12 protein-coding genes are annotated in these 16785 nt (G+C 64.1%); 11 read left to right on the forward strand and 1 reads right to left on the reverse strand.

From position 1 onward, the window contains the following. From HMPREF1155_RS06120 to HMPREF1155_RS06135, 4 genes are all read left to right on the forward strand, one after another. Window positions 1-339 carry an AzlD domain-containing protein gene (locus HMPREF1155_RS06120; protein WP_009078431.1) on the forward strand — a complete coding sequence of 113 codons (339 nt, stop codon included), beginning with the start codon at window positions 1-3 and terminating at the stop codon, window positions 337-339. A 242-nt stretch (window positions 340-581) separates the two neighbouring features. Beyond that, window positions 582-1970 (forward strand): glutamine-hydrolyzing carbamoyl-phosphate synthase small subunit, encoded by a 1389-nt coding sequence (gene carA / locus HMPREF1155_RS06125; RefSeq protein ID WP_009078685.1) that lies wholly within the window; start codon window positions 582-584, stop codon window positions 1968-1970. Continuing rightward, a complete protein-coding gene (gene carB, locus HMPREF1155_RS06130; protein ID WP_009078667.1) occupies window positions 1963-5238 on the forward strand; it encodes a carbamoyl-phosphate synthase large subunit in 3276 nt (1091 codons plus the stop codon). Before carA ends, carB begins: the two co-directional genes overlap by 8 nt. Before the next feature lie 20 nt (window positions 5239-5258). Further along, entirely contained in the window at window positions 5259-5816 is a 558-nt protein-coding gene (locus HMPREF1155_RS06135) for a flavoprotein (RefSeq protein ID WP_009078147.1), read from the forward strand. Window positions 5817-5828: 12 nt separating this feature from the next. Here HMPREF1155_RS06135 and nth read toward each other — a convergent pair whose 3' ends face one another. After that, window positions 5829-6488 (reverse strand): endonuclease III, encoded by a 660-nt coding sequence (nth, locus tag HMPREF1155_RS06140; protein ID WP_039993449.1) that lies wholly within the window; start codon window positions 6486-6488, stop codon window positions 5829-5831. A 159-nt stretch (window positions 6489-6647) separates the two neighbouring features. Between nth and mfd the strand changes: the two genes are divergently transcribed. The 7 genes from mfd (at window position 6648) to HMPREF1155_RS06180 (ending at window position 16708) form a co-directional block, all read left to right on the forward strand. After that, window positions 6648-10100 carry a transcription-repair coupling factor gene (gene mfd, locus HMPREF1155_RS06145; RefSeq protein WP_009078635.1) on the forward strand — a complete coding sequence of 1151 codons (3453 nt, stop codon included), beginning with the start codon at window positions 6648-6650 and terminating at the stop codon, window positions 10098-10100. A gap of 11 nt (window positions 10101-10111) precedes the next feature. Then, a complete protein-coding gene (locus HMPREF1155_RS06150; protein WP_009078388.1) occupies window positions 10112-10777 on the forward strand; it encodes a Crp/Fnr family transcriptional regulator in 666 nt (221 codons plus the stop codon). Between the two features lie 438 nt (window positions 10778-11215). Continuing rightward, entirely contained in the window at window positions 11216-14065 is a 2850-nt protein-coding gene (locus tag HMPREF1155_RS06160; RefSeq protein ID WP_009078192.1) for a proton-conducting transporter membrane subunit, read from the forward strand. Window positions 14066-14075: 10 nt separating this feature from the next. Further along, the gene (locus HMPREF1155_RS06165) at window positions 14076-14519 is read left to right on the forward strand and encodes an NADH-quinone oxidoreductase subunit B family protein (protein WP_006361429.1); all 444 of its coding nucleotides are present in this window, start codon (window positions 14076-14078) and stop codon (window positions 14517-14519) included. 3 nt (window positions 14520-14522) lie between these two features. After that, window positions 14523-15143: an NADH-quinone oxidoreductase subunit C gene (locus HMPREF1155_RS06170; protein ID WP_009078477.1), complete on the forward strand. Its 621-nt coding sequence runs from the start codon at window positions 14523-14525 to the stop codon at window positions 15141-15143. 2 nt (window positions 15144-15145) lie between these two features. Next, window positions 15146-16234 carry a nickel-dependent hydrogenase large subunit gene (locus HMPREF1155_RS06175; protein WP_009078628.1) on the forward strand — a complete coding sequence of 363 codons (1089 nt, stop codon included), beginning with the start codon at window positions 15146-15148 and terminating at the stop codon, window positions 16232-16234. Between the two features lie 9 nt (window positions 16235-16243). Next, window positions 16244-16708, forward strand: a complete 465-nt coding sequence (locus HMPREF1155_RS06180; protein ID WP_009078169.1) for a 4Fe-4S dicluster domain-containing protein — start codon at window positions 16244-16246, stop codon at window positions 16706-16708. Window positions 16709-16785 lie beyond the last annotated feature (77 nt).

Genomic DNA, 16785 nt, shown 5'->3' on the forward strand with positions numbered 1-16785 from the left:
GTGCCCGTATCCGACTTCCTCGTCATACTCGTGCTGTGCGCCGCGACGATGATCCTTTGCCGCGTCGCACCGGTATTCGCGCTCAAAGGCAAGGAGCTGCCGCCGGGCTTCGTGACGGCCCTCGGGTTCATCCCGCCCGCCGCCTTTGCTGCACTTGTTGCGAACGACCTGTTCAAACCTGATTTGTTCGTTGGCGACGCATGGACGTGGATAGCCCCGCTCATCGCTGCGGCCATCGTCGCGGTCGTCGGCATCAAGACGAAATCCATGGCCTGGTGCATCGTCGTCGGCGTGGGCGCGCTTGCCGCCCTCTCTTCCGTTCCGGCGGCCCTGCTCTAAGCGCTCTTCCGCCTCGCCTTGCACCCCTTCGCGCGTTGTACCTTGCATATTCTTCCGTGCTATATGCGGAATTTTGCATATTCTCCCTTGAAAATCTGTTCTTATCGTTTTTCTATTCATAGGTAACACGACGGAAAGAATACGTTCCTATACTTTCGCCATGCGGCTTCCCAGAAGATGTGCGCCGCATCTGGCGCATGCATCCTTTAAGCCGGTACCGAGAGACCGAAAAGGAGAAACACGTGGATACCCTATCCTACCGCCATACCGTCGCACCCGAATCGTCTGCAGATCTTGCGCGCGCTCTCGAGGAGGCTACATCCAAGGGCAGGATGCGTCCTGCGGCTCTCGCGCTTGCCGACGGCACCGTCTTTTTCGGCCGCGCATGCGGCGCGTCGGGCGAGGCGCTCGGAGAGATATGCTTCAATACCTCGCTCGAAGGCTATCTCGAGATCATCACCGACCCATCCTATGCCGGGCAGATCGTTGCGCTCACCTATCCTCAGATCGGGAACTACGGCGTCGCGCTCGCCGATGCGCAGGCCGCGCATCCTGCCTTGCGCGGACTCGTCGTCGCCGACCTGTGCGTCGAACCCTCGAATTGGCGAAGCGATCTGTCCTTGGGCGAATATCTGCGCATCGAAGGGGTCATCGGCGTCGAAGGCATCGATACGCGCGCGCTCGTGCGCCGCATCCGCTCGACAGGCGCCCAGGCGGCCGTCATCTCGACGACGGATCTCAATCCTGAATCGTTGCGCGCCAAGGCGCAGGCCGCACCCTCGATCGCAGGTGAAAACCTCGTGCGCTCGGCGAGCTGCGAGACGCCCCGCCGCTTCGCTCCCGACGTTCGCGCGCATGCGTTCGCCCAGGCTTTGGCTTCTCCTGCGCGCCATCGCGTCGTCGCCTACCACTGCGGCGTCAAACGTTCCATCCTCGAAGGGCTTGCGCGCGCCGGATGCGAGGTGACGGTCGTGCCGTGGGATATGCCGGCCGATGACGTTGCAGCCATGAAGCCCGACGGCGTATTCCTCAGCAACGGGCCTGGCGACCCGGATGCGGTCAAGGAAACCTACATCCAGGTCGAACGCCTTATCGGCAGGGTTCCCGTCTTCGGCATCTGCCTCGGGCATCAGATGGTGTCGCTCGCAGCGGGCGCTGCGATGGAAAAGCTCAAGTTCGGACATCGCGGCGGCAACCACCCGGTGATGAACCTCGTGACCGGACGTGTCGAGATCACGGCGCAGAACCATGGGTTCGGCCTCGTGTTCCCTTCGCTCGGCCCGCTTGTGCCCGAGCTTTCGGGCGGTGCGTCCGACCATGTAGGCGATCTGCGCTTCTGGTCGCGTCGCCGTATCGCGCCCGTCGTCGAGAACGAGCGCTTCGGGCGCATCCGCCTGACGCACGTCAACCTCAACGACGGTACCTGCGAAGGCATCGCGATGCTCGATCATCCCTGCTTCAGCGTCCAATACCATCCCGAGGCGTCGCCCGGGCCGACCGATGCGCACTACCTGTTCACGGCCTTCATGCGCCTTATGGACGGCGACGAGGCCTATCTCGGTATCGACAGCGCCGCCGACCGCCTAGGCGAATGGTCGTTTACTCAGGATACGGAGGCTTTCCATGCCTAAACGCACCGACATCTCCAAAATCCTCGTCATCGGATCGGGTCCGATCGTCATAGGCCAGGCCTGCGAATTCGATTATTCGGGAACGCAGGCATGCAAGGTGCTCAAGGACGAGGGCTATAAGGTCGTCCTCGTGAATTCGAATCCCGCCACCATCATGACCGACCCTGCGCTCGTGGACCGCACCTATGTCGAGCCCATCACGCCGGAATTCATCGAGAGGATCATCGAGGCGGAGCGTCCCGACGCGCTCCTGGCCACGATAGGGGGGCAGACGGCGTTGAACGCCGCGGTGTCGCTCGCGAGATCCGGCGTGCTCGAGCGCTTCGGCGTCGAACTCATCGGCTGCGACCTTCCCGCCATCGAAACCGGCGAGGATCGTAAGCTCTTCGCCGAGGCTATGGCCGATATCGGCGTCGAAATCGCTCGAAGCGGCTATGCCTATGCGCTCGACGATGCGCTCGCCCTTGCCGAATCGATCGGATATCCCGTGGTGCTCCGTCCCTCGTTCACGCTCGGCGGCGCGGGCGGCGGCATCGCTCACGATGCGAACGAGCTGCGTGACATCGTCTCGCAGGGCCTCGAGCTTTCGCCCACAGGCGAGGTGCTCGTCGAAGAGAGCATCGAGGGGTGGAAGGAATACGAGATGGAGGTCATGCGCGATACGGCCGGCAACGGCATTATCGTGTGCTCTATCGAGAACCTCGATCCTATGGGCGTGCATACGGGCGACTCGATCACCGTCGCTCCCGCCCAGACGCTGTCCGACATCGAGTACCAGCGCATGCGCGCCGCATCGCTTGCCATCCTCGAGCGCGTCGGCGTCGAGACCGGCGGCTCGAACGTGCAGTTCGCCGTCAATCCGACGGACGGACGCCTCATCGTGATCGAGATGAACCCGCGTGTGTCCCGTTCAAGCGCGCTCGCATCGAAGGCGACGGGCTTTCCTATCGCGAAGGCGGCGGCGCGGCTGGCGGTCGGATACACGCTCGACGAGATCATGAACGACATCACGAAGGCGACGCCCGCCTGCTTCGAGCCGTCGATCGACTACTGCGTCGTGAAGGCGCCCCGTTTCGCCTTCGAGAAGTTCAAGGGTGCCGACACCACGCTTTCCACCCGCATGAAGGCGGTCGGCGAGATCATGGCGATCGGGCGCAGCTTCGAGGAGGCGTTCGGCAAGGCCATGCGCTCGCTTGAGAACGGCCGTGCGGGCATGGGCGTCGATGGTGCGGATGCCTTCGACGAGAGCCGCTTCGCCGAATTCGTCGGCCGTCCGACCGAAGACCGCATCTTCTACGTCGCCGAGGCGCTTCGTCGCGGATGGACGGTGGCGGACGTGCACGACGCCTGCGGGATCGACCCCTGGTTCCTCTCGCGCATCCGTGACGTGATGAGGGCCGCACGCGTCGTCGACGGGCGTCGTCTCGAGGAGTTCGATGCCCGCACGATGCGCGCCGTCAAGCGCCTGGGGCTTTCCGATGCGCAGATCGCGCAGCTGACCGGGTCGGAGGAACGGATCGTTCGGGCGTTTCGCAAAGGCTTGGGCGTCACGCCGACGTTCAAGACCGTGGATACCTGCGCGGCCGAGTTCGAAGGACGCACCGAATACCACTACAAGACCTACGAAGAGCCTTATCTGAGCCCTGGCGCCTGCGTCGCGCGCCAGGACGATCCCGAGATCGCGCCGTGCGACCGCCCGCGCGCGATGATTCTCGGCGCCGGTCCGAACCGCATCGGCCAGGGCATCGAGTTCGACTACTGCTGCGTGCATGCGGCCTATGCGCTGCACGACGCGGGTTTCGAGACCGTCATGGTCAACTGCAACCCCGAAACGGTCTCGACCGACTACGACACGTCCGACCGCCTGTACTTCGAGCCTCTCACCTACGAGGATGTCATGGATATCGTAGACGTCGAGCAACCCGCGGGCGTCGTCGTGACGCTCGGAGGCCAGACCCCGCTCAAGCTCGCGCGCATGCTTGCCGAGTCGGGCGTGCGCATCATGGGCACGCAGCCCGAGGCGATCGACTTGGCCGAGGATCGCGAACGTTTCGCGGCCGTGCTCGATCGCATCGGCGCGGCCTATCCGGATGCCGGCATGGCGTCGAGTCTCGACGAGGCTCGCACGGTGGCGCGGCGCATCGGGTTTCCATTGCTCGTGCGTCCGAGCTACGTGCTCGGCGGTCGAGGCATGGTCATCTCCTACGACGCCGCGTCCTTATCCGACTATATGGACCAAGCCGTGCGCATTTCGCCAGAGCATCCGGTCTATCTGGACAGATTCCTTGAAGATGCCTGCGAATGCGACGTCGACGCGCTGTGCGACGGACAGGAGGTCTACATCGGCGGCGTCCTCGAGCATATCGAGGAAGCAGGCATCCATTCGGGAGATTCCGCATCGTGCATCCCGCCGTTCTCCTTCTCGGATCGCGTGGTGGGCCGGCTGCGCGACCTCACGCGCACGCTTGCGCTCGAGCTGGGCGTGCGCGGCCTCATCAACGTGCAGTACGCCGTGAAGGGCGATACGATCCATGTCATCGAGGCCAATCCGCGCGCAAGCCGCACGGTGCCGTTCGTATCGAAGGCGACGGGCGTGCCTCTTGCGAAGTGCGCCGCGCTCGTCATGGCGGGGTGGAAGATCGCCGATCTGGGGCTTCCGCCCGACGATCGACGCCTGAAGCACTTCTGCGTCAAGGAGGCCGTCATGCCGTGGGGACGCTTCCCTGGTGCCGACATCGTGCTCGGACCTGAGATGAAATCCACCGGCGAGGTCATGGGCATCGCCGACACGTACCCTGAGGCATTCGCGAAAACGCAGATCGCCATCGCGTACGCTCTTCCGCGTTCCGGAACCGCGTTCATTTCCGTATGCGACCGCGACAAGCGGCATATCCTGCCGATCGCGCGGGCCATTCAGCGACTCGGCTTCAGGATAGCGGCGACCGAAGGGACGGCCCGAGCGTTGCGGGGCGGCAACGTCGCCTGCGAGACGCTGCGTAAGATCTCCGAGGCGCATCCGAACATCGGCGACGCCTTGGCGGCAGGCGAGGTGTCCTTCATGGTGAACACGCCCTTCGGCCGTACGACGCGCTCCGACGGCTATGCGCTGCGCACCGAGGCGGTCAAGCACGGGGTCACATGCGTCACGGCCCTCTCCGGCGCGAGCGCGTTCGTCGCGGCGCTCGAGGCCGCGGCCGACGCTCCCGACGGGTTTTCCATCCGTGCGCTGCAAGACCTGGAGGTCTATGATGTCACGATGAGGCGCTGAGCGAAGAAGGGAGCGGATCTGTGGATTACGAAGGAAGACGCGTGCTCGTCGCCGTGAGCGCGGGCATCGCCGCCTATAAGGCGTGCGAAGCCGTCTCGGCGCTCGTGGGACGCGGCTGCTCGGTGCGCGTCATCATGACGCCTGAAGCGACGAAGTTCGTGGGGCCGCTCACGTTCGAAGCCCTGACCGGCAAGAAGGTCTATTCTGATACGTTCGATTACAGCGACGACGCATCGATCAAGCATATCGTCTTCGCGCAAGAGGCCGAGGCGGCGATCGTGGCGCCTGCGACCGCCGACGTCATCGCGAAGATGGCATGCGGCATCGCCGACGACATGGTCTCATCCACGCTGCTCGCGACGACGTGTCCGATCATCGTCTGTCCCGCCATGCATGCGGATATGTACCGCAATCCGTCGGTCGAGAAGAATCTGGGCACGCTTGCCGCACGCGGCGTGCGGCTTGTCGGTCCGGGGAAGGGGCGTCTCGCATCGGGCGATATCGGCCGCGGACCGCTCGCTCCTGTCGACGACATGGTCGCTGCGGTCCTGGCGGTTCTGGACGCGCCTCGGCGCTAGCCGTCCGTCGCCCTATCGCTTCGCAGGAAACGGGCAGACGTCCGCCACGAAGCATTCCGCGCATCGAGGATTCCGCGCCTGGCAGAACTCGCGGCCGAAGTGGACCCACTGATGGTTGATGAAGAGCCAGTCGGGTTTCGGATAGATGCGCAGGAGCTTCGATTCGACCTTCTCGGGCGTGTCGTCGTTGCGGGTGGCGAATCCGAGCCGATGCGCGATGCGGAAGACGTGCGTGTCCACGGCGATGCCTTGGGCATCGCGAAACGCCTGCGCCATGACGACGTTCGCGGTCTTGCGGCCGACGCCCGGAAGGCGTGTCAGCTCATCCATCGTGCGCGGCACGACGCCGCCGAAGTCGGAGACCACGGTCTGCGCGCACCCGATGATCTTCTTGGCCTTGGTGCGGAAGAACCCGAGCGGATGGATGATCTCTTCGATGCGGGCGAGCGGGGCGTTCGCCAATGCGTAGGCATCGGGGAATTCGGCGAACAGGATCGGCGTCACCTTGTTGACGGCGGCGTCGGTGCATTGCGCCGAGAGGACGACGGCGATGGTAAGCGTGAACGGATCCATGTGGTCGAGCGAGCATGCGCCCTCGCCGTAGCGCTCGAACATGCGCCGTTCGATCTCGGCGGCGCGCGCCCGCTTATCCGTCAGGTTCTCTCGTGCCATGCGTTCCCCCTCAGGCGTCGGATCGGATATGCCGACGCGGTTCTTTCTACGTATTCTCGAAGAAGGACGGGCGCTGTCAACGTCCGCGCCGCCGATTCTTCCGTAAAATCTCAGCGGCGCATCCTCAGGCGCGCCATCATTCAGACCGAAAGCGAACGTATGCTGATCCATTCCCTTGCGAAAGCCCTCTTCGACGCCGACGCGCTCGCCGCCGTCGCGGCAAAGCTCGATGCGGGGCAGGACGCCGCCCTCGGCGTCGCTGCATCCGCGCGTCCTTTCATCGTGGCCGCGCGCTATGCGATGAAGCCGCAGAGCATGCTCGTCATCGTTCCGGGCGAAGAAGGCGCATCCGCATTCGCCTCGAGCCTTTCCGCCTACATCGGGGATGCCGCGGTCGCGCGCTTCCCATTGCGTGAGGATTATCCGTTCGCGCCCAAGAAGGCGAATGCCAAGACGGTCGCCCTGCGCACGCGGGCGGCATGGGCCCTTGCATCGGGCGAGCCCGTCGTCGTGGTAGCGAGCGCCGCGTCCATGGTGCGCCGCCTTCCGCCGAGCGACGCGGGCGTCTTCGCGCCGATCGAGCTTGCGCCGGGCCGCGAGCCCGTCGATCCTTCGACCGGGGAGGCGCTCGATTTCGCCGCCTTCGCCGATGCGCTCGTCGCCCGCGGGTTCGAGAATGCCGGAGAGCTCGACGGGCCGGGCACGTTCTGCGTGCGCGGCGGCACCGTGGACGTCTTCCCGGGCACCGGGGTGTTTCCCGTGCGCGTCGATTTCTTCGGAGACGAGATAGACGAGATACGCCGCGTCGTGCCGGGCACCGGCCAATCCATCTCGTCGCTCGCGTCGTTTTCCATCTTCCCCGTGCGCGAATACCGCCTGTCCTCGCGCGCCGTCAAACGGGCGTCGGATGCCGTCGCCTCTCGGGCCGCCACCGATCCCGTGTGGCGAGACCTCTACGACAAGCTGGGAGAAGGCGTCGATTTCGAAGGGGCCGACGCGTTGCTTCCTCATCTGTACGCGCGCACCGACACGCTCGGCGCCTACGTGCGTCCCGATGCGCTCGTGGTCCTCAGCGAGCCGCGCAGCCTGATCGATGACGCGGCCCATGCCGCAGACGATGCCGCCCGGCGCGCCCAAGGAAGCCATATCCCTGCGACCGGGCTGTACGCCGAGGCGTCCGACCTCGATTTCGGCGCCGCGCCTCGCTTCACCCTGGCGTCCATCATGCGTGTCGGCGGCATGCTCGACGAGGAGCTCCCGGTCAAGCGCACCGATGTCGCCGGCGACGGCGACAAGCTGATCGCCAAGCTGCGCTCGCTCATCGACCAGCGATACACCGTGGCCTTCTGCGTGCCGCAGTATCGGGCCCGCCAGGACATGAAGCTTCTGTTCGTCGATGCGGGGCTGCCTATCGTCGAGGCGCTCGATGCGGCAGGAGGGGATCGGCACCCTCTGAAACGCGGCGTGGTGAACGTCGTGGACGTGGACGTGCCGCTCGGCATGGTCATTCCCAAGTCCAAGCTCGCCATCGTGTCGATCCACGACCTCCAAGGCCGCGCATCCGCCGTCGCGCGGCGCCGTCGCGTTGATGCGACCGAGATCACGTTTCCGTTCAATCCGGGCGATTACGTCGTTCACGCCGCCCATGGCGTCGCGTTCTTCCGCGGTCTGGTGCGTCAGGACGTCGGCGGCACGATGCGCGACTACCTGCAGCTCGAATATGCGGAGAACGACAAGCTCTTCGTTCCCGTCGAACAGCTCGACCGCATCACGCGCTATGTGGGTCCCGAGGGCAGCAGCCCGCGTCTGACGCGCCTGAACACGTCGGACTGGTCGCGTGCGATGTCCAAGGCGCGCGCATCCACCAAGCAGCTCGCGTTCGACCTGGTGGACGTCTATACGCGCCGCTCGTCCGTGCCGGGCTTCCGCTATTCCCCCGACAATCCCTGGCAGAAGGAGATGGAAGACGCGTTTCCCTACGCCGAGACGCCCGACCAGCTTTCCGCCATCGCAGAGGTCAAGGCCGACATGCAGTCTTCGCGGCCTATGGATCGTCTGGTCTGCGGCGACGTGGGATTCGGCAAGACCGAGGTCGCTCTGCGCGCGGCGTTCAAAGCCGTCCAGGACGGCAAGCAGGTCATGGTGCTCTGTCCGACCACCATCCTCGCGCAGCAGCACTACGCCACGTTCAAGGACCGCTTCGAGCCGTTCCATGTGAGCGTCGAGGTGCTCTCGCGCTTCAGAACGCCTGCCGAGCAGAAGGAAACGCTTGCCGGATTCGCCGACGGGACCGTCGACGTGCTCGTGGGCACGCATCGCCTGCTGTCGCGCGACGTGAATCCACGTGATCTGGGACTCGTCATCATCGACGAGGAGCAGCGCTTCGGCGTGGGACATAAGGAGCAGCTCAAGAACCTGCGCGAGCATATCGATGTGCTGACGCTTTCCGCCACGCCCATTCCGCGCACGCTGCAGATGAGCCTGTCGGGCGTGCGCGATACGAGCCTGATCCTCACGCCGCCTGACGAGCGCCGGCCGGTCGAGGTGCACGTGGGGGAGTGGGACCCCGACATCGTGTCCGACGCCATCAGGCGCGAGATGCAGCGCGGGGGCCAGGTGTACTACGTGTCGAACCGCGTGAGGACGATCGAGGACGCGCTCGATCGCGTGCGGGACGCGGCTCCCGAGGCGCGCATCGGCGCGGCCCACGGCAAGATGGGCAAGGAAGAGCTCGAAGCCGTCATGGAGGATTTCGCGGCGGGGGCCATAGACGTGCTCGTTGCGACGACGATCATCGAAAGCGGCATCGACAACCCGCATACCAACACGCTTGTCATCGAAGATTCGCAGCGTTTGGGGCTAGCGCAGATGTACCAGCTCAAAGGACGTGTCGGGCGCAGCTCGCTGCAGGCCTACGCCTATTTCATGTTCCCGAGCGAGGTTCCGTTGACCGAAGAGGCCACCGCGCGCCTGCAAGCCATCGACGAGCATCGCGAACTCGGGAGCGGCATGCAGGTCGCCATGCGCGACCTCGAGATCCGGGGAGCCGGCAGCCTTCTGGGCGCGGAGCAGAGCGGGTCGGTGAGCGCCGTCGGCTTCGATCTGTTCGCCCAGATGCTCGCGACCGCGTTCAACGACGCCCGAGAGGGCAGGCCGTTGGACGATAGGGCGCCGCAAGCGCTTTCCGACATCACGCTCAACGTGCCCGGCAGCGCGTTCATCTCGGAAGACTATGTGCCCGACACCGACGAGCGCGTGCTTTTGTACCGACGCGCGGCATTCGCCGACACGCCAGGCGCCGTGGACGACCTTGCGGCCGCCATCGTGGAGGCTCACGGCGAGATGCCCGAGGAATGCCTCGCCCTGATCACGCGCGCCCGCATCCGCGCCTGGTGCGGCGAGCACGGCGTGCGCCTCGTGAACGTGGTAGCAGGCAGGCTCAACGTGGAACCCATCGCGCTTTCGCCCGAAACGATGAAGGATCTCAGGCGCCACGGCGGCCGTTTCGTCGCGGCGGCCAAGCGCCTGGTCGTGCCCGTCAAGTATTTCAATGCCGAGGGAGACGCCCAGCTCCTTGCAGCGATCGCCGCATTCCTCGAGCAGACGACGTAAGGAGGAGAATCATGGATATCGGCATCCTTTCCAGCTGCAGCGTCTTCAAGGACGTGGATCTCGCATCCATCGACGCGGTCCTGCATTCTGCCGCCGCCCGAGAAAAGACGTATGCGAAGGGTTCGTACGTCTATCGTCAGGGCGACATCGTCAAATCCATGGGCATCGTGCTCGAAGGGCGCGTGCGCATCGAAAGCACCGACGTATGGGGCAATACGAACCTGATCGGAAGCGGCAAGCCCGGATCGGTGTTCGCCGAGACCTACGCCGCCGTGCGCGACACGCCGCTCATGGTCGACGTCGTCGCGGACGATGATTGCCGCATCGTGTTCCTGGACGTCGCGCGCATTCTGGCGGGGGACGGCGTCGATGATGCGACGGGGATGCAGGTGACGCGCAATCTCGTGCTCACCTTCGCTCAGAAGAACCTCGGGCTTTCGCGGCGCATCATGCATTCGACTCCCAAGACCATCCGCGCGCGCCTCGTCTCGTATCTTTCGTACGAAGCCACGAAGCACGGATCGAACGAATTCGACATTCCGTACGACCGCCAACGCCTGGCCGACTACCTCTCGGTCGACCGCAGCGCCCTTTCAAGCGAGATCGGAAAGATGCAGCGCGAGGGGCTTCTCGATGCGCGACGCAGCCATTTCATCCTGAAATCGCCGCTCGAATAGGTTCAGGCGCCGTTCGATCGCGGAATCATGCCGTTCGCGGCGATTCGACCGAAAACCTGCCGTTCGCCCGCGCCTTGCGACACACGGGTCCGCGCATCACGGGACCCCCACAACCTATAGGTACATTTCCACCATATCCACTATGGATGGAATGATGACCGGCATGTGCTTTTCTCTGCCGCTCGCGTCGCATCTCGCGGATGCAGACGTCGGCGACAGGTATATTGCAGGTGATGCGGTTGCATTTCGCACCGAAAGGGGGAGCGTCGAAAACCGTCGGCGCGAAGCGGTGTATCGCCGCGCGGATGGTCCCGCTCATCCGCCCATGCGTTGTCACGCGTACTCTTTCGTTGCTACCATTCCGAATTGCGCGCCCCGCCGGCGCGCCGGGGACCGATCGTCGCCTCGCGGCGGCACGACATTCGAAAGAAGGCATTCGTGGAACTGATCTCGGCGCTTATCCTCATGCCCTGCTTCGCCGCGTTGGTCATGCTCTTCATCAGGCAGGACAAGGCGCGTGCGGTCCTGTCGGCGTCGTTCGCCGCGATCATCGCCGCGCTTTCCGTCGCGTTCGCGGCCGTCTACCTGCCTCAGGGGTCCGTGTCGGTCGAGCTTCCCGCGTCGTACGCGTCCGCGCTCGGCGGCATAGGGTTCGTGCTCGATCTTGTGGTCGGAGCGTTCATTCTGGCCTATGCGGTGCGCTACAAGCGAACGCTTGCGGCCGCGCTCGTGCTCGTGCAGATCGTCGGCGCCATCGCCATCGAGGCGGCGCTTTCCGACGGCGTCGAGTTCTCGACGGCGATGCATATCGACGCGCTCGCCGTCGTCATGGTGCTCATCATCGGCGTGATCGGCTCGGGCATCTGCGTGTATTCCCTAGGCTACATGAAGGATTTCCAAGACATCCATGCCGACCAGAAGGACCGCCGCCCGTGGTTCTTCGCGGTCATCTTCGCGTTCCTCTCGGCCATGTACAACGTCGTGCTCGTCGATAACCTGTCGTGGATGTACACCGCCTGGGAGATCACCACGCTGTGCTCGTTCCTCCTGATCGGCTTCACGAAGACCGAAGAAGCGATAGATAATGCGTTTCGCCAGATCGTCATGAACATGCTCGGAGGCATCGCATTCCAGGCCGCCATCGCGTATCTGTGCATCGAAGGGCTTCCGCTCACCATGAGCGCCTTTCTCGCGCAGGGCGCGCAAGGATCGGCCCTCTTCGCCCTGCCCGTGGCGCTGCTCGCGTTCGCCGGCATGACGAAAGCCGCGCAGATGCCCTTCCATACCTGGTTGCTCGGCGCCATGGTCGCGCCCACGCCCACGAGCGCGCTTCTGCATTCCTCCACGATGGTCAAGGCCGGCGTCTTCCTGCTCATCAAGCTCGCGCCTCTCTTCCTCGTCTATCCGACCGCATCGGCCATGGTCATCGCCGTGGGCGGCTTCACGTTCCTGATGTCGTCGCTGCTCGCCATCTCGCAATCCAATGCCAAGCGCGTGCTCGCGTACTCGACCATCGGCAACCTCGGCCTGATCGCGGCCTGCGCCGGCGTCGGCACGCCCGAGGCGGTCTGGGCGGCCATCTTCCTGATCATCTTCCATGCCGCGGCGAAGAGCCTGCTGTTCCTCTGCGTCGGCTCTGCCGAGCACCAGATCGGCTCCCGCGATATCGAATCCATGGACGGCCTGTTCGACCGCATGCCGCGCCTTGCGCGCTACATGATGCTCGGCTGCATGGGCATGTTCATCGCCCCGTTCGGCATGCTCATCTCCAAATGGGCTTCGCTCGTGTCGTTCGCCTCGACTGGCCAGGTCCTTCTGCTCGGCATGCTCGCGTTCGGCTCTGCCGCCACGTTCATGTTCTGGGCCAAGTTCATCGGGAAGCTTTCCGGCGTCGCCGCGCATGCGGAAAACCAGGAGATGAAGATCCATCGGAGCGAATGGGCGACCATCGGCCTCATGGCCGTGCTCACCGTCGGGTGCGCCGTGTTCATGCCGCTGCTGTCCGCCGGCTTCGTCGAGCCGTATCTCGCTTCCACCTATGCGATGGCAGGCGACGTGATCGGCGCCGACAACATGCTCATCACGAGCATCTCGTCGGCCTTCATCGTCGCCGTGATGTTCGGCGCGCTCGGACATGCCCGCAAGCGCATCGTTCCGATCTATCTGGGCGGCGTCACGATCGACAAGTCGGCGCGCACGTTCCGCGACTCCATGTCCAAGCCTCGTCAGGCGACCGCGCGCAACTGGTATCTCGAAGACATCTTCGGCGAGCGCATCCTTGACAAGCCGGCCACCGTCATCTCCGCAATCGCGGTCGTGGTCGGGCTTGCGGCTTCGGCGGCGTTTTCCGTGGCTTCCTTCGAGACGGCCATCGCGCTTCCGATGTACGCCTCGGTCGGCACGGTCGGCGACGACCTGCTGCGAACCTTGATCGGCACGGTCGCCTTCGCCGTTCTCGGTCCTGTCGTCGGCTGCCTTCTCGCGGGAGCCGACCGCATCGTCACCGCGCGCATGCAGGGTCGCGTCGGCCCGCCGCTGCTGCAGCCTTACTACGACGTGCGCAAGCTGCTCATGAAAGACGACGTCGCGGTCAATTCCGTGGAAGACGTCTATGTCACCTGCGCGCTCATTTTCGCATTGCTTTCCGGGGGCGCGTTCTTCGGCGGCGGGAATTTCCTGATGTGCGCGTTTCTGATCACGCTGTCGGCGCTCTTCTTCATCCTGGCCGCGTATTCCACGCGCTCTCCCTATGCGGAAATCGGCGCCGATCGCGAAACGGTGCAGGTCATGGCTTATGAGCCGGTCATCCTTTTCATGGCGGTCTGCATGTTCCTCGCGATCGGCACCTTCGATGTCGCGGGCGTTGCGCTCTACAGCCGTCCGCTGATCGTCGTCTGCATCCCTGTATTCCTCGCGCTGATGTTCGTGCTCACCATCAAGCTGCGCAAGTCGCCCTTCGACCTGTCCTATTCGCATCATGGGCACCAGGAGATCGTCAAGGGCATCACCACCGAGATGAGCGGACGCACGCTCGCGAAGGTCGAGGTCATGCACTGGTGCGAAAGCGTGCTCTTCCTCGGATGGGTCGGCATGTTCTTCGTGTGGGGCAATCCCGTCTCCTATGTTCTCGCCGTCGCGGCCGCGCTTGCCGCCTGGCTGCTCGAGATCTTCATAGACAACAATTTCGCACGCGTGAAATGGCAGGCCATGCTCAAATGGGCGTGGATCGTCGGCGGCGTGCTCGGCATCGGCAACATCGCCGCGCTGTGCGCCTTCATCGTCTTCTAGGGAGTCTGATATGAGCTACGTATCCAAATCGCCCTGGGTCATCCACTACGACGCGAGCAGCTGCAACGGCTGCGACATCGAAGTGCTCGCGTCCTTGACGCCGCTCTACGACGCCGAACGCTTCGGCGTCATCAACACCGGCAACCCCAAGCATGCCGACATCTTCCTGGTGACCGGCTCGGTCAACGAGCGCAACATCAAGGTCATCCAAGAGATCTACGACCAGATGGTCGACCCCAAGGTGGTCGTCGCGGTGGGCATCTGCGCCTGCTCGGGCGGCATCTTCCATGATTGCTACAACGTGATCGGAGGCGTCGATCAGGCCATTCCGGTCGACGTCTACGTCCCCGGCTGCGCGGCGAGCCCCGAGAATATCATCGACGGCGTCGTGCGTGGCGTGGCGGTGCTCGAGCAGAAGGCCGCCGAGCTCGCCTCGGCGAGGAAAGGAGCCTAGAAGATGGCATTCGATTCGACGTTCGTCGATATCCCCGTCGATCGGCTGCATGCGGTCGCGCAGGAGAAGCATGACGAAGGGTTCCGCTTCGTGCAGATGCTCTGCCGCATGGCCGATCCCGGCATCGACGTCATCTACACCTTCATGAAGGACGGCGCGGTCGAGAACTACGCCCTGCGCTCGGTCAATTCCGAGACGCAGGCGGTTCCTTCCATATCAGACCTGTTCATGGCTGCGTTTGCGAACGAAAACGAGGCGCACGACCTTTTCGGGTTGAACGTCGAAGGCATCGTGATCGATTTCGCCGGCGCATTCTACGACGTCGCCGTCGACAAGCCTATGACCGTGCTGTCGCCTGCGCAGAAGGCGGCGCGCGACAAGGCCGCGAAACTCGCCGCCGCGAAAGCGGCGCGGGCCGCGAAGGCCAAGGAGGAGCCGAAGGTGCAGACGGCATCGGACGCTTCGAAGAGCGTATCTGCGGCGCCTGCGCCCAAGAAGACCGTGGAAGAGCAGCGCGCAGCCATGGAGGCCCGCGTCGTCGGCATGGATCCCGAAAAGGCCGCCAAGGTACGCGCGGCATTCGAGGCGCGCGTCGCGCGCGAGTCCGCGAAGGACGGTGAGTAACGATGGGAAAGGCGACGGTCATCCCGTTCGGCCCGCAGCATCCGGTGCTGCCTGAACCTCTCCATCTCGACCTTGTCGTCGAGGACGAACATGTCATCGAGGCGATTCCGCAGATCGGGTTCATCCATCGCGGGCTTGAGAAGCTCGTGGATTCCCACGACATCCATAAGTTCGTCTACGTGGCCGAACGCATCTGCGGCATCTGCAGCTTCGGCCATTCGCTCGGCTACGTGGAGACGGTCGAGAAGGCGATGGGGCTTGAGATCCCCAAGCGGGCAGAGTATTTGCGCGTTATCATGCACGAGCTGTCCCGCATGCATTCCCACCTGCTCTGGATGGGCCTTGCCGCCGACGCGTTCGGCTTCGAGAGCCTCTTCATGCATACGTGGCGTCTGCGCGAGCGCGTGCTCGACATCTTCCAAGAGACCACCGGCGGCCGCGTGATCCTGTCCTATGTCAATGTCGGCGGTGTGAACAGCGATATCGACGGCACGGTTCTCTCGACCATCATCACGCGCCTCGAAGGCATCAAGGACGAATATCGCGAGGTTCTGAACACCTTCCTCAAAGATTCGTCGGTCAAGAGCCGTCTCGTGGGCATCGGGCATCTGTCGTGCGACGATGCGGCGGCCACCTCGATGGTCGGTCCGTTCGGTCGCGCTTCCAACATCGCCTACGATGCGCGCATGCTCGGCAACGGGGCGTACGGCGACCTTGAGGACTTCCAGCCCATCCTGGACGATCAGGGCGACTGCTACGCGCGCGTCAAGGTGCGCGGCCTCGAGGTCCTGCAATCCATCGACATCATCGAAGAGCTCATCGCGAAGATTCCCCACGACGGCATCGGCGAGCGCACGAAGCTTCGCCCGGGCGACGGGGTCGAAGCGGTCAACCTGCTCGAGCAGCCGCGCGGCGAGTGCTTCTATTATGCGCGCGGCAACGGCTCCAAGAACCTCGACCGCATGCGCATGCGGACTCCCACCACGCAGAACCTCGCCGGCATGGTGAAGGCGCTCGAGGGCTCCGACTTAGCCGATGTCCCGAACATCATCCTCACGATCGACCCCTGCATCAGCTGCTCGGAAAGGTAGGGATGCATTATGCCGAACTTCAAGCTGGGGAAGATGACGATCCGGTCGCTGTTCAAGAAGCCCGAGACCATCATGTACCCCCTCGAATCCCCCGAACCTTACGCCGCGATGCGCGGGCACGTGGACGTCGAACCGCAGAAATGCGTGCTGTGCTCGATCTGCCAGCGCGTCTGCCCGACGGATTCGATCGTCGTGGACAAGAAGGGCGCATCGTGGACCATCAACTGGTTCAGCTGCGTCATCTGCGGAGAATGCGTGCGCGCCTGTCCGCACGACGCGCTTGACATGCATACCGCCCGCCTCGAGGCCGCGCAGCAGAAATTCCTGCATCCTGTGGCGGTTGAGGTCGAATCTCCCGAGGAGAAGGCCGAACGCGAACGCAAGAAGAAGGAGCGCGTCGCCGCCGCCCTCGCCGCGAAGGCCGCACGTGAGGCCGAGAAGGCCAAGGAGGCTGAAGGAGAGGGCGGAAAATAGGCCCGTCGTCGTCCTATGTTTCGTGTGAGGAGCCGGCCGCGTGCCGGCTCCTCGCGTATGTAACCAGACGGTGTTAA

The sequence above is a fragment of the Slackia sp. CM382 genome, from assembly GCF_000293015.1.
In the GTDB taxonomy this organism is placed as follows: domain Bacteria; phylum Actinomycetota; class Coriobacteriia; order Coriobacteriales; family Eggerthellaceae; genus Slackia; species Slackia exigua.